General features: G+C 34.4%; 8 protein-coding genes. 6 read left to right on the forward strand and 2 right to left on the reverse strand.

Features of this window, described 5'->3' with window-relative positions; genetic code table 11:
* Positions 1-238: 238 nt before the first annotated feature.
* On the reverse strand, positions 239-3481 hold the full coding sequence (locus AVL50_RS10965) for a S41 family peptidase (protein ID WP_062616540.1): 3243 nt from the start codon (positions 3479-3481) through the stop codon (positions 239-241).
* 923 nt (positions 3482-4404) lie between these two features.
* Here AVL50_RS10965 and AVL50_RS10975 point away from each other — a divergent pair.
* The 6 genes from AVL50_RS10975 (at position 4405) to AVL50_RS11005 (ending at position 14949) form a co-directional block, all read left to right on the forward strand.
* Positions 4405-7476, forward strand: coding sequence for a SusC/RagA family TonB-linked outer membrane protein (locus tag AVL50_RS10975; protein WP_062616542.1), 3072 nt, complete (start codon positions 4405-4407; stop codon positions 7474-7476).
* A gap of 64 nt (positions 7477-7540) precedes the next feature.
* Positions 7541-9280, forward strand: coding sequence for a SusD/RagB family nutrient-binding outer membrane lipoprotein (locus tag AVL50_RS10980; protein WP_082795755.1), 1740 nt, complete (start codon positions 7541-7543; stop codon positions 9278-9280).
* A 178-nt stretch (positions 9281-9458) separates the two neighbouring features.
* Positions 9459-9971 carry a hypothetical protein gene (locus AVL50_RS10985; RefSeq protein ID WP_062616544.1) on the forward strand — a complete coding sequence of 171 codons (513 nt, stop codon included), beginning with the start codon at positions 9459-9461 and terminating at the stop codon, positions 9969-9971.
* A gap of 164 nt (positions 9972-10135) precedes the next feature.
* The gene (locus tag AVL50_RS10990; RefSeq protein WP_157491274.1) at positions 10136-11356 is read left to right on the forward strand and encodes a hypothetical protein; all 1221 of its coding nucleotides are present in this window, start codon (positions 10136-10138) and stop codon (positions 11354-11356) included.
* Positions 11357-11574: 218 nt separating this feature from the next.
* Entirely contained in the window at positions 11575-12429 is an 855-nt protein-coding gene (locus AVL50_RS10995; protein WP_062616546.1) for an aspartyl protease family protein, read from the forward strand.
* 741 nt (positions 12430-13170) lie between these two features.
* The gene (locus tag AVL50_RS11005; RefSeq protein ID WP_157491275.1) at positions 13171-14949 is read left to right on the forward strand and encodes a hypothetical protein; all 1779 of its coding nucleotides are present in this window, start codon (positions 13171-13173) and stop codon (positions 14947-14949) included.
* Between the two features lie 103 nt (positions 14950-15052).
* On the opposite strand, the gene AVL50_RS11010 is transcribed toward AVL50_RS11005, so the two are convergent.
* Positions 15053-15514 (reverse strand): Lrp/AsnC family transcriptional regulator, encoded by a 462-nt coding sequence (locus tag AVL50_RS11010; RefSeq protein WP_062616549.1) that lies wholly within the window; start codon positions 15512-15514, stop codon positions 15053-15055.
* Positions 15515-15659: the final 145 nt, after the last annotated feature.

Genomic DNA, 15659 nt, shown 5'->3' on the forward strand with positions numbered 1-15659 from the left:
CCACTATTAATACATTTTTTAGCGTTGTACTCACAAAAAATAAATTAAAACTAACTATGATTTATTTTTGACTTAGTACTTAATTCAAATAATAAGTAATTGATGTCGTAAATAATTTTGTCTTACGGCTACATTATAATCTATATTTTTAAATGAAGAAAATTGGGATAACACAAAAAAAGCTACCTTAAGTTTTCACTTAAGATAGCTTTTTCACTGATGATTGATTCAACTATTTCTAATTTTTCAACAGTTCATCTACAGCTTTACGAAGTTGCTGGTCAATTCCTTCAACAACAACGTCTTTATCTTGAGCAATTTTTATATCTGGCTCGATTTGCTGGTTCTCAAGGAAATTGCCATTCATATCTTTGACACCCACTTGAGGAATACCAAATACTAATGATGGATCTTGGAGTCTTTCCCACCAAACAGCTGTCATTGTACCTGGTACAGGCATACCGATGATTTTACCAATTCCTAATGTTTTGTAAGCATATGGGAAGGCATGAGCATCAGAATAGTTGCCTTCAGATGCTAGAACAGCAGAAGGTTTTGTCCATTTGTTGATAGGTTCAGTACCGAATTTTTGATTATTTGGTGCAAATTGAGCATAAACCTTTCCACTCAAGAACGTAACAAGGTCATCATGTAACCAACCACCGCCATTGAAACGTGTATCAACGATTAGTGCTTCTTTATTATAATTCTTTCCTAAGGCTTCGGAATATAATGTTCTGAAAGAAGAACTGTTCATTCCTCTAACGTGAACATAACCGATTTTACCGTTAGAAACCTCTTCCGTTTCTTTCTCTCTTTGTTTCACCCATCTCTTATAAAGAAGGTCGCCTAGGGTGCCTTGAGAGACAGGCTTAACTTCAGTCTTGAATACTTTACTTTTTGTAGGGTCAAGAATAGTAAGGTAAGTAGAAGTTCCTTTTTTATGGTTGAGTAATTGGAAATAATCTTGGCCTGAAGTAATCTTCTGACCATCAATTTCAGTAATAATCATACCTGCTTCAATATTATCCTCAACCTTCGTCAAAGGACCACCTTCAATTACTTCAAGAATTTCTAATCCATCATTCTGATATTCTGGGTTGTAGAAAGCACCCAAAGTAGCAGTTTGATCACCATTACGGCTTGAAGGATAATAACGGCAACCTGTATGTGAACCATTCAATTCACCCAGCATCTCACTCAACATTTCAGAGTAATCATAATTGTTAGTGATATACGGTAAGAATTTAGCGTAAGAAGTTTTGTAATAGTCCCAATCTAAACCATGAATATTAGAATCGTAAAACTTCTTTTTCACTTGTCTCCAAACGTGCTCAAACATGTAATCTCTTTCAGCCGAACGATCTAAATAATAGGAAGCACCATATGAAATTCCTTTTCTTTTATTCGACTTTACGTCCATTTTGGCAAATTTGCCATTTGAAATAAAGAACAGGTTTTTGTGGTCCTTATCAAATTGTAAGTTTCCACCGTAACCTGATAATTTCAAGACTAATTTCGTTTCATTTTTACGGATGTCTTTTGACCATAAATCAAATCCACCTTCAAAACGAGACATATAGTAAAGCTTGCTGCCGTCTTTGGTCAGTAGCATATCAGAAGTAAATGAAGAGTTGATTGTCAACCTTAATACGCGGTCATTAAGACCATCAAAGTCAATTACTAATGCTTCTTCTTTTTCTTCCTCTTCCTTATCGTCACCTTTCTTTTTCTTCTTTTTAGAGTCGTCTTTTTTTGCTTCTTTTTCCTTTTTCTCTTCTTCCTTGCGTGCTTCTTCTAATAATTCAAATTCTTCCTTAGAAAGTTGGAACTCATCGTAAGCATCTTTAGTTAAGAATAAAGCAAAAATATCGTCTTCAGCCCCCCAGCTACCATGACTTCTGAAGCCGTAGCGGTCATTGGAGAAGATGATTGCTTTGCCGTCCATAGCAAACTTCGGCTGACCACTATTGTAACCGCTTTCAGTCAGGTTGATGATGTTTTGATTACCAGAAGCATCCACCAATCCAATATCTGAGCTAGTCCATTGATTTGGAGAATATTGAACAGCAAACCATTTTCCATCAGGTGACCAGTCATATGATTGATCTCCATCTGAGTAGGAGTAATTATAAGTTCCAGGAAGGATTACTCTTTCTTTTTTAGAATCAAGGTTGATGACTTTCAATGTAGTTCTCTCTTCCAAGAATGCAATTTCATCACCTTTAGGTGACCACATCGGCTGGAATTCCTCCTCAGCTTTATCAGTCACTACTTTTTCAACAAATGAAGAAGCTGATATAAAATACAAATCTTCTTCATTTTCAATTTCAGAAGTATAGATATTCCAAGAACCGTTTCTCTCACCAGCATAAACTAATTTTCTGCCATCAGGAGAGAAGCTTACCGAACGTTCTTGCTCAGGTGTTTTTGTAATTTGAACAGTAGTATTATAATCTACTGAAGTAACGAATACATCTCCTCTTAATATGAAAGCCATTTCTTTACCATTAGGAGAGACTGCAATCTGATTACCACCGCTCGACTTTCGTTCAAAAGTGACATTGTTTACTTTCACATCATTTCGGATTTCAATATTTACTTTTTTAGGTGTTTCACCTTTTATGAAAGTATAGATTTCACCATCATACCCAAAACACATTTTTCCATCTTCAGCTACAGTTAAGAAACGGATTGGATGTTTTTCAAAAGAAGTCAATCTTTCTTTGTCGCTTCCATCTAATTTTGTAGTCCAAACATTGAAAGAACCTTCTTCTTCGCTTAAATAAACAATAGTTTGATCGTCTTTATAAAACTGAGGATATTGGTCCTCACCTTTAAAAGTCGAGATTTGTTTATGTTTGTTAGAGGCCACATCATAAACCCAAATATCTCTTGTCACTGAAGAAGTGTGATGCTTTCTCCAGTTGTCTTCATATCCTTTTACATCTTGATAAAGGATTGTTTTTTGGTCCTTACTATAAGTGGCATTTACGGCAGATGTACTTAAGATCTGTTCAGGTCTTCCACCTTTAATGGAAACACTGTACAATTCTGGTAATCTGAAATAAGGAAACTGAGCACTTTTTTGATCATCTAAAATCGTTGCAGTAAATAGAATTGATTGGCCATCAGGCGTAAAAGAAGAGGGGATTTCTTTATTTGAATGATAGGTTAATCGTTGAGGAGTACCACCTTCAGCATTCATTACAAATACATCAAAATTCCCGAATCGATCTGAAGCAAAAGCAATTTGTTTGCTATCGGGGCTCCATACTGGTGAAAAATCATGTGCTACATGATGCGTAATGGCTTGTGCTTTGCCTCCTTCGGCTGACAAAACATATAAGTCACCTTGGTAAGAAAATGCGATTTTTGAACCGTCAGGAGAAATGGATGGATATCTCATCCATAATGGAGACTGAGCTAAGCTTGAAAACCCTAATAGACACAATAGGGCAAAACTGAATAGTCTTTTCATAAATTGAATTGATTTAATTTAAGTTGTTTGTTTTGACACTTACGTGAACTTACTAAAAAAATGCTAGTAAATAGCCTTTTAAATGAATTTATGTATTACAACGTATGCTTTTAATGCAATACAGTTGCAATAATAAAACTTTTCCTACGATTTGACAACTCTTAAAATAATGTAAATCAATATTTCATTTAAGATAATTTTTTGGAGTGTAAGGTGCTAGATGAAAAATCGTTCTTTGCTTGATTTAAGTTGCTGAAAATCAAATTATAACATTTCAATGTAATGTGTGAATAATGTTATAGGTAATTTATTGTGATGATGTTACAATGCAGATAATCAGTGTAATAACTAGGTGTGTTCCTTGTTTTTATAAAAGTTAAAATGTTTTCAATTCCCAAAATCCTTTCTTAGAATTGTACTAGCAAATAACATAAAGCACAACCTAATTTATTATTTAAACCTAGTTCAAACATTAATTTAATGAGATACATCATCTTATAACACGCTAAACATTTATTTCGCTTCATTAGTGAAGAAAATAATAAGCAGATTTATATACTTTTTTGATAATGTTGAAATTGAATAATCTTTATTCAGTACAATCATTAGTCAACATTATAGCCTTTTCAGAAGCTATAAGTAGCTTGCTGGTATTGTCTATAGCAATTAGACAAAGGTAGTCAGTATATCTATAGTTTTGAAAATTCATTTCGAATTCCACTTTTTTGAGTAGAATACATATTTCTGTATTAATAGCAAGGCTATTAATATTGGTATAACAATATACACCTCTTTTATGAAAATTGAGGCTTAATTTGTATGTCAAAAAATAAAGTGAACTATAATTCCCTTTGATTACATCAATGGGATGCTGAATACTTATGTTCAACACAAATATCCAATCAATCAATTATTAACTTAACATGAAAAAAAGAGTACTTTATTTCCTCTTTCTTTTCTTGGGGGTGGTTGCTACAGCCTTTTCTCAAGAAAGAATTATTTCAGGTGTCATTCGTGATGCCAATGGAGAAACGCTTCCGGGCGCTACTGTCATGATTGAAGGAACAACAAACGGTTCTGTATCAGATTTTGATGGAAATTACACTGTTGCTACAGAAGCTACAGATGCCGTTTTGGTGGTTCGACTTATCGGTTATAAAACGCAGAATGTCACGGTAGGTACAAAATCAGTGATTGATTTTACCCTGCTTGAAGATGTGGAACAGCTTGAAGAAGTGGTAGTTACCGCATTAGGTATTGAAAAAGATAAAAAATCACTGGGTTATTCTGTTTCAGAAGTAAAAGGTGATGACCTGAAAGGTGCTGACAATGGAGTTTTAAATAACTTAAATGGTAAAGTAGCAGGTGTACAGGTAAATACATCTTCAGGTGCACCTGGTGCATCATCTCGTATTACTATTCGTGGTAACTCTTCATTGACAGGTAACAACCAACCGTTATTTGTAATTGATGGAGTGCCGATGGATAACACCTATAACTCAGGAAATACATCAAGTGGTGGCACTGACTTCGGTTCACCAATCAATGATATCAACCCAGACGATATTGAGTCAATGTCAGTATTGAAAGGTCCAAACGCAGCCGCTTTATATGGTTCAAGAGCACAAAATGGTGCTATCGTAATCACCACAAAATCAGGTAAAGGATCAAAAGGATTGGGTGTTACACTTTCCAACACTACTACATTCCAAAAGCCATTGGTTTTACCGAATTACCAAAACGAATACGGTCAGGGTTTGAATGGTCAATTCTCATTTTCAGATGGTAAGAACGGTGGTACTTATGATGGAGTGGATGAATCATGGGGTCCTAGACTAGACCAAGGAACAAACATTCCTCAGTTCTACTCTAATGGTGAGCCAGTGCCCTGGGTATCGAATCCCAATAACGTAGAAGATTTCTTTGAAACAGGTCACGTTTCTACAACAAACCTATCCATCCAAAATGCGACGGATAAATCAAATGTTCGTTTCTCTATGATGTACTCAGATCAAGAAGGTATGGTGCCAAACACAGGCTTAGAGAACTACTCGGCTTCATTAAACTTCGGTCATAAAATCAATGAGAAGTTACAATTAGATACTAAAATCACGTATTCAAGAAGATCTTCAGATAACTTGCCTCAGCAAGGTTACGGTGAAAATAACGTCATGCAACAGTTTGTATGGTTTGGTCGTCAAGTAGATACAAATATGCTGAAAGACTACAAAAAAGCTGATGGAACGCCTTACAACTGGAACTACAACTACCATGATAACCCGTATTGGATCTTGAATGAGAACACAAACTCACAGCTAAGAGACCGTGTAAATGGTTATGCCTCATTGAAGTGGAACATTACAGATTACTTAAATTTCAAAGTGAAGGGTGGTACTGATTTGTATACTGAAAACCGTTTGTCGAAATCAGCAATGTACTCGATCAATGACCCTGACGGTGGTTTCTATGAATCCAACTACTTTGTCAATGAGACCAACTTTGATTTCTTGTTCTCGTTCTCAAAAGACTTCGGTTCAGACTGGAATGTGAATGCCAACTTTGGTGGAAACAACATGTACAGAGTGTATAAATCGAATTCAATGGAAGCATTTGGTTTAGCTTCACCGGGCGTTTATACACCAGCCAATGCAACTGGCCAAGTGGAATCACAGACTTACTTCGAAGAGAAAATCATCAACTCATTATATGGTACGGCTTCGGTAGGTTTCAGAGATTATTTATTTGCTGATGTAACTTTACGTAATGATTGGTCTTCAACATTGCCGGTACAAAACAACTCGTTTATGTATCCATCAATCAACCTGTCTTATGTATTCTCAGAGCATATTGATTTGCCATCATGGATCTCTCAAGGTAAGATTAGAGGTGGATGGGCCGAAGTAGGTAACGATACAGATCCTTACAATACAATGAACGTTTACACAAGTGGATTGCCTTATAATGGTTATCCGATGTTTAAATATGAAACTACTCAAGCGAATCCTGATTTAAGATCAGAAAGAACACAATCATGGGAAGTTGGTTTGGATATGGGATTCTTCAATAACCGTTTAGGATTTGAAGCGGCTTATTATGAAAAAGCAACTTACGATCAAATTGTTCCAGCAGACGTCTCAGCAGCATCAGGTTATAGATATTCTTATATCAATGCAGGACAGATTGACAACAAAGGTTTTGAATTAATGGTATTTGCCACTCCTGTACAGACTGATGAGGTGACTTGGGATGTATCATTCAATTTCTCAAAAAACAAAAACGAAGTAGTTGAGCTTGCAGAAGGTGTAGATTCATTTGTATTAGGTGAATACTGGGGCTTAACAACAGAGGCTCGTCCAGGTGAAGAGTTAGGAACGTTTTACGGTTATGCTTACCAACGTGATGATGCAGGTAATGTAATGGTCGATGAAAATGGTTTCCCAATGAAAACAGAAGAGAAAGTGAAGTTAGGTTCTATCAACCCAGATTGGAGAGGTGGTATCCGCAACTCGGTTTCTTATAAGAACTTCACATTATCAGCATTGATTGATATTTCTGTTGGAGGCGACATCTTCTCTGTAACAAACATGTTTGGTCAATATGCAGGTGTACTTGATGTAACAGCTGTAAATCGTGAAGCTGGCAGAGTAACTAATGGTGTAGGTGTAGACGGTAATCCGAATACAATTGTAGTTTCTTCTCAAGATTACTACCAGTCGCTTTACGGAATTCATGAAGAATTTTTATACGATGCTACTTATGTGAAATTGGCTGAACTGTCAATCGCTTATAACATTCCATCTACTTTCACTAAGAAATATGGTATTCAAGGGATGAGCGTAGCATTTGTAGGTAATAACCTTTGGATGATTCATAAAAACGCTCCGAACATTGATCCACAAGCGGGCTTCGGTTCTAGCTTAGATGGTCAAGGTTTTGAATTTGGTCAGTTGCCATCACCACAAAGTTTTGGTTTCGACATCAAAATGAAATTCTAATTTCTGAGCAAGTGAATTATTAAAAAGTTGAGGGAAATTTCCCTCAACCTAAATTTGAAGAAGAATGAAAAAATCAATTATATATATAGCATCAATCTTGATGACTTTGGGGATGACTTCGTGTTTCAAAAACTTTGAAGATATGCAGACCAACCCCAATTATCCTACAGATGTAAAACCAGGTAATTTATTTGCCAATGCCACTTTCTCTAGAATTGGAGGTATTTATGGTGTGCAAGCTGAAGATTTCAACATGACAGGTAGCGGTCTTTGGGCACAGCATTTTGGTAAAATCCAGTACATTGATGAAGATTATTATGAGTACAGATCCAATGTAATCGACTTATACTGGAAGTATATGTATGCAGGTTCATCATCAAATGGTACAGCTTCATTGTATGATTTAGAATTAGGATTGATGAAAATCCGTGAATTAAAAGAGGCATTGCAAGCAGAAGCGAATCAAGATGTGAAAGCGATTGCAGATGCTGAAGCAATGGAAGGAGCAATGTTGGTCGTTCGTACTTATCTTTTCTCTGTAATGACTGATGTTTGGGGAGATATTCCTTATTCAGAAGCTTTGAAAACAGTAGCATTAGGTTATGAATCGACGATCACTCAACCAAAATATGATGCTCAAAAAGACATCTATGATGACTTCTTTAACCGTTTGTCAGAAGCCAATGAATTACTTTCTCACGGTGGAAATGTAGAGCCTCAATCTGATATGATTTATGGTGGAGATGCTACAAAATGGCAGAAATTTGCAAACTCGTTGGCAGCAAGATTATATATCCATATATCAAAAGTAGATCCTTCAACAGCAGCAAAAGGTTTGGATTTGATTTTCAGTAATCCAGCAAAATATCCAGTATTCAGTTCAATTGAAGACGATGCAATGCTTACGTATGCAGGTACTCAACCTTACGAGCACCCTTTCTTTGAAAACTATGTTCGTGATTCACGTGATGATCATGCTATCTCGTATACAATGATTGACATGATGAAGCAAAGAAAAGATACCCGTATGTATATCTTCGCAACGCCAACACCAAATTCTATTGCAATGTTTGATTCTACAGGAAATACTGCAGATATTAAATATGAAGGTATCGAAAACGGAAAACCAAAAGAGGAGGATTTCAGAATTGCGGATATTTCAAGAATTGGTGTATTGTACAGAGGAACAGCAAACAGTGTTTCACATGTGATGTCTTATTCTGAATTAGAATTTATCAGAGCTGAAGCGGCTGCAGTATTAAACGTAGGAAGTGCAGGTGATGCTCAGTCGGCTTATGAAAGAGGTATTCACGCTTCTTTTGAAAGACAATATAAATTGGCAGATCAATATGGTATCAGAACTGCAGAATTTGTTGCTCAAAATGGTAGCACTACTTTCTCAGAAAAAGTAGTAACAGAATCTGATGGTACTGATATTGAGATTTCATTGGCCAACTTAGAAGATCATTACAAAAGAACATTAGAAACAGAAGCAGTAGCTTGGAATGCAGGGAATGCAGCACAGTTGATTGCGGAACAGAAATTTATTTCCATTTTCACAAATGGTCCTGAAGCATTTACTGAAGTTCGCCGTACTAATTTCCCTCAGCTTACTTTTGTAAGAGGTGGTACACAATACAAAGGTTTAGGCCTTCCATACCGTTTCCCTTATGCAATTTCGGAACAAACTACCAACGGAGCGAATCTAGCTCCTGCTATGGAAGGTATCACCAATACAATGTATGGTAAAACACTTTGGTGGAATACAAAAGCATTTGACAACTATAGAATGTTAGGCAACTAGAATATAACCGAATTCCAATTCAGTGTAACGCTGAGTTGGAATTTAAAGTTTGAGGAAAGGAATCACCTATTAGGGGGTTCTTTTTTTATTTGAAGAGAAATCAAATTTGTTATATGAATTAAAATTGCTAGTTTTAGATTCTGACTTAGTACTTTTGTAAATAATGAAATAACCAATCATGCGTCTCTTTCTTCTTCCATTACTGTTATTGATCTATAATGTTTCTTGGAGTCAAAAAACGGAAATAACACTATCTATTTCATCTTCAGACTTAAGTGAAGATTTTAGTATTTTATCTTCAAAAAATGATGAATTATTGTTTTTAGTTTATGAAGACAAGGACGATGTGTTGGACAACCCCGTCTTGATGAAGGAGTTTAACTTTGATTCAACACAGATGGATATTAGTTTTTTCCATCAATTAGACCTTTCAAAATCATATGTTTACTTTTTAATTGAGTTGGATAGTAGAAGAAATCACCTTCAAATAGATCCGATTATAAGATTACATTATAAGAAAATAGCGCACTGTTTTAGAGAATCGGATTACCTATGTGTAGAAGAGTATCTTGAAGATGAGGATGTTCTAGGCATCGGGACTTTTAAAATACCTACAGCAAATGAGATAGAAGGTGTGTATAAAATTGACAGTTATAAATATAAGATTAAAGTGGATACTTTCTTTGATTAATCTTTTAGAAGGCGTATTTTATGATAACTAAAATCGAGTGAAGTACTAAGCCAAAAAATAGAATTAGGAGCAAATAATTCTGTCTTAGTACTGTTAAAGTTAAAAACTATTTCTCTTCATTTATGCCGCTGAAAAAACTCAAACATTATTTTCTTTTTTTTTGCTTGTTTTGGACTTTAAAAAGTAATGCTCAGGATTGGGAAAAAAGACATCAATTTGCAAAAGCATATTTTGGAGTAAGCAATTATTTTGTGCCTCATTTATCCAATGGAAATTATCTTACGGAAGAAGGTGTAATAGCTTTCTCTAAAAGTGGTTTTATGTCGCCTGCCATCAATATTGGAGCTACACATTTTTGGGGTTATGCTGATTTTTATATTTCTATTAATACAGCATCGATCAAAATGGGGAAAGATAAAATCAATAATGCATATAGGTTTGGTACATTTACAGGTGTAAGAGTCTATCCCTTGGCTTCTAAAGAAAAAACAATTCGTCCCTATTTAGGATATAAATTTTCCCCTTTCAGGTATAGACAAGAAGATATAAATGAACAAAAGTTTGCTTATACTCAAGTGAAATCTGTTTTTGATATTGGTTTAGGAATTCAATTTCCAAAGTTCTATTTGACGTTGGAATACAGTAGAGTTTTAAATACTTCTTTTGAAACGTATTTATCTCGGTCGGTGAAGAGTACAGACCAATTTCCTGATCAGACGTTTCAAGTTGGTTTCAATTACATGGTGGAGACAACTAAAAGTGCAAGTAGAGACTCCAATAAAAAGCTCAATAAGGAGCTTAGTTCTTCTAATCAATTTGGATTATTCTTGGCTGTAGGTCCATCTTCAGCTTTCCCCACTGCATCATCAAGTTATATTACCGATCTTTATCCTTTCTTAGATGATAAAGCTTTTCCAAGTATTTTTGCAGACATTGCTTTAGGGTATCATTTCACAAAATGGGATCTTATTACAGCAATTTCTTATCGACAGATGTCCCAGAAGCGGAGTGCTTATGCATTAGATTTAAACATCAAAAGAAAAAGCATCAGCTTTGAAGCTTATAAATTTATAGCCGATTATCATGGATTTGTCCCATATTTAGGTTTAGGTGTGAGTTATGAAGATATTTCACTTACGGAAAACAATAACGGAGTAGAAGCTCCTTCCCAGACATCATCAATTTTTACTCCTAGTCTTGTTTTTGGTTGGGATATTCGTCCAAGTGAAAAAGGAGATTGGTGGGTTTTGCGTACTAACTTAAGATATTTCCCATTTTTGGAATTAGAGCGCCAACAAAAATCATTAAGTCTGCAGTTTATTGAGTTTAACTTTATTCAATTTGTTTTTTACCCTCAAAGATTGCGTAAGTTAAATCGTATGTAAGCGTCTAATCTCTAAGTCTTAGAATAGTATTATGTTGTAAGTGTGATTTTATTTTAAGTTGAAATACAAAAAATCACCTTTCTTTATGTTAGGTTCAAGTTTAGGTGTGATTGCTTATCTTGAACGTTTTTGATCGGATTGCCTTTTCTTTCCTAATAAGTCAGATATTTTTAGTAATATTGGAACAGTCAAATTAATCTATCCAATTCACTTATTCAATGAGAACTATTATACTATTTCTTCTTATTTTAACTTCATCGTGTTCAATTACAAAGTACCAAGAAAAGGGCGAAACAAATCCCACAAGTTTTCATGAGAAAATCCCTTTCAAAACAATAAAGTCCATCGTTTTATTACCTGTTTTAATTGATGGGAAACCAAGAAATATGCTATTTGATACTGGCTCTCAGTTGAATTTAATCCAAAGGGAACAGCTGAAAGGTAAAACATATGGCGTTGATGGAGCCTCGAATAGAAAAGCGAAGATGGGAAGTGAAATTACAGCATCTATCAAAATAGGAGGCGTTGAGTTTACAAATACCGCTGCCTGGAATGGTGATATGAAAGGCTTGAAAGAACAAATTCCTGATTTTGGAGGTTTAATCGGACAATCCATCATTAATAAAGCCAATTGGAAAATTGATTACCCGAACAAACAAATGGAAATATTTAATGGAAGTTTTTCAGAGGAGGGATTTCAAACCATTGATATCATTCGAGAAGAAGGGGTGCCTTATATTATGTTGACTGTGGAAGGAATACAATATAAAACAATAGTAGATTTAGGGTCGTCTTCCAATGGAATTAACGTTCCTAGTGATCATCCTCTTGCCAAGGTACTCTTAGAAAAATACTCTTTTGTAGAAAATAAAAGAGAGATTTATACAATTGGAGGAAATCAGATGGTTACAGAGCAGGTCGGAACTATTAATTCCGTTGCAATTGGTGATATCAATTTTAAAAACGTAGCTGTGGACATTCGTTCTTCTAGCCAACTAAGAGTTGGAATGCATTTTTTTAAAGATAAAATCTTAATTATCGATAATTTGAAAGATGATTATTTTGTAAAGTAAGCTTATCCAAATTTCGTTACTCCAAAAACTACTGATGCACTTTGTTATGAGTTCTTAAATAAAATGGATCTACTAAATCTTGAAATGTTGATATTTTTTGTTTAGATTTAGTGTAAAATATACTCTTAATTAAAAGTAAAGAGTATTACTATTGTGATTTCGTACTTATTATAAACCTTCCAGCCAAGATGTTTAATAGCAAAAAGTCTAAAGCTCAATACAATGAAATGAATAAAGGAACTGATGATCCTATCATTTTATTGACTAAAAATACTATTGTCAACTTCTACATATAGTCATCATCAATTTGATGAAAACCTTCAGTTTCTGAAAAATCACTGTTACTATTATTAAGAAAGCTCACTGAATTTCCTCTGATAATATACACTACTAAATAACATTTTTTTCGGTATTGAACCTTCAATTCTTTTAGTTGACGGTTTTTGATTATAACTGAATGAACAATATACATGTACATTTTATTCAATTCTATAAACATTAATCTACCTTTTATAGAACCTAATATATATAGTCGTATTAGCAATTTGTAAAATCATTCAGATCTATAGATGGCTGATTTTTAATAACTATCACCGGCTACATCTTTTTACACTTAGTATTTACAACATTAAAAAACGAAACGAAATGAAGATTACTTTTACTCTGTCTTTATCATTATTTTTTGTACTCCAGTATTTTGATTGTTCTGCACAACAAGAAACCTCTTTTTTTAAAGAAAAAATGGTACTTGCAATAAGCAATCCCACTTTGAACTTTAGCTCTGAAATTGGTTATCTGAAGGGAATGAGATATGAAGATCTCTATGGGAAAAAAACAAGTGAAATAAGCGGGAATTACAACACTTATCAGCCCAATATTTCATTTATGATCAATCCTATGTCTACTGATGATGCTTTGGATTATGAGGTGTTAGCAGCAAAAGAAATGGGCATTGATGGTTTTAAGTTTCAAATACCAGTATGTGCCAATAGCTATTATGTAGATCGTTATATCAGCAATATCATCAGGTATATCAAGGCGGCTGAAAATAGAAAACTGGACTTCACCTATACCGTTGAATTGCTCATGGATAGGGATATCGATTTAGTCTCTGAGACTCAATTATATGATATTTTGTCTTACCGATTGAGTCAATTGTTTAAAAATACAAAGTACTCAGATAAGTGGTTGAGAAGTACAAAAGGAGAAATCGTCATCTTTACAAGTTCAACACTTGATGTATTGGATAAAACCATGAATACAACGGCATCAGAACTTGCTGAAAATCCCAAAATGTTGTCGGAAATCAATACGGTTTTTGGAAAATTAGTTGCTGATTTTAATGCGAAATTTGCTTTTGTCTTCGAAACAAAGTACCCCTCTCATCTTGCATTTAATAATGAAGTACTCAAAATTTTCCCTGCTATTACACAAGCTAAAAATGCAGTTCTTACAAAAGAAAACATAAAAGTATTGAAGAAAGCATGTGATCAAAATAGCAAACCTTTTATTCAGAACGTGTTTCCAGATTATTTAAATTCCCAGTTGATATTGAAAGCATCTGAAAAAGTAGCAACTTCCAAAAAGCTGTCTTTAGAGGAAGTATTTGTGAAAGGGCAATATTTAAACCTAACTGCCACTTACAGAGAACTATTAAACGAAGCAGTAGTCAATGATGCCGCTATGATTAATCTTTATTCTTGGAACTCTTTTGAAAAAGGAACTCATATAGCACCAGAGGCCCATCATGGTTTTGGCTATGGGTTATTATTGAGACATTACAAAAGAATATGGCTAGATGATGAGGATCAATCGGTTTACAGAGAATTTGCGATGACGTCTTATAAGGCTTACTCTTCAAAACTTGCTTCATCAACAAATCCAGAGGTACGTTATGAAAAAAATGTAACTGAGGCTGAAGATCAAATAGAAGTGGTAACATTACTCAATGAGCCAGCTGATGTGTATTGTAATGGGACATTGCTCGGAAATGCACCAGCAGGAATTCATGTATTCTATGCACCCTATGCGGTAGGAAAAGTGGCAGTTGAAGTCAAGAGAAAATCAAAAGAGATCATCAGTTATACAACGCCAAAAGCGATTCAGAGTCAACCTTCAAAAATGGATTGGATGACGTATAGTTATACTAATTTAGATAAGAAAATGGGACTTTATTTCCAGAAGTATGCATTGGACTTTGTAATGAGGCAAATGTACAGACGATTCTTATTATCTACAGCTAGTGAGAAAATTTGGCGAGATGCTCTTCAAAAGAGGTATTTAGATAGGTTAGAGGCATTTTATCAGCTCACTCCACAAAAATTTATGTCTAATAACAAAAAAATAGAAAAAAAGTATAGAGATGAGGTGAAGAAAGTTCTAGATGAATTTCAATATAAAGTGTGGTTAGAAATGGAAGAGAATGATCTGGAAAATCAAGGAGTGACAAGTTTGTACGAACCTACTGATAATGGCATTTCAAATCGTAGTAATTTATTAGAATCTGACGATAGCAAATAAAAAATATTGTCGTTTCTGTTGGGGCCTTATACTATAACGTCTCAACAGAAATGACTATTAAATTGAAATATTGTTATTTCAGTGCTGTTTGATAGATATTAAATTAAAAATTCCGTGAGGCCCATTTTTTGACTTCTAAATACATAGTGGTGTTGGAATCACTTACCCCTTCAATGGTATGTATTTTTTCCATCATAGTACTCAGAAACTGTTTGTTATTCGAACACATTAAATTAATTTCAATATTATAACTCCCAGAAGTTAAAGCCACAAAACTTACTTCAGGTAAAGCAACAAGTTGATCTAATACTCTATTAATTTTTTCAGGAGGAAAAACTTTAAGGTTCACTCTAGCATAAGCATCAATCCCGATTTTAATAGGATCTGCCCACCCAATGATGTGTAAAATATTGTTGTCTACCATTTTTTGATACCTATTGCGAATCATGCCAACTGAGGCTTTCATTTCGTTTGAAATATCTGTAAATGACATCCTTCCATCTCTTTTTAAGAAACTGAGTATCTGAAGATCTATTTTATCAAGTTGTATATTGATATTTTCCATTTTATGAATGAAAAAGGTGCAAATTGAGCTTTCTATTTTCTTGAATTTAAGGCATAAGAATTTCGTTAGGGAATATAAGAAAAAAATAAATTTCTTAATTTATATTTCATTGGAAATTGATTAATTTTAGTGGAAGGTGATCATT

The sequence above is a fragment of the Flammeovirga sp. SJP92 genome (assembly GCF_001583495.1).
Lineage (GTDB): Bacteria > Bacteroidota > Bacteroidia > Cytophagales > Flammeovirgaceae > Flammeovirga.

Coding starts and splice junctions, on each gene's coding strand:
- AVL50_RS11010 (WP_062616549.1), bottom strand. CDS start 15,514: ATGGAAAATATCAATATACAACTTGATAAAATAGATCTTCAGATACTC.
- AVL50_RS10975 (WP_062616542.1), top strand. CDS start 4,405: ATGAAAAAAAGAGTACTTTATTTCCTCTTTCTTTTCTTGGGGGTGGTT.
- AVL50_RS10965 (WP_062616540.1), bottom strand. CDS start 3,481: ATGAAAAGACTATTCAGTTTTGCCCTATTGTGTCTATTAGGGTTTTCA.
- AVL50_RS10995 (WP_062616546.1), top strand. CDS start 11,575: ATGAGAACTATTATACTATTTCTTCTTATTTTAACTTCATCGTGTTCA.
- AVL50_RS10985 (WP_062616544.1), top strand. CDS start 9,459: ATGCGTCTCTTTCTTCTTCCATTACTGTTATTGATCTATAATGTTTCT.
- AVL50_RS11005 (WP_157491275.1), top strand. CDS start 13,171: ATGGTACTTGCAATAAGCAATCCCACTTTGAACTTTAGCTCTGAAATT.
- AVL50_RS10980 (WP_082795755.1), top strand. CDS start 7,541: ATGAAAAAATCAATTATATATATAGCATCAATCTTGATGACTTTGGGG.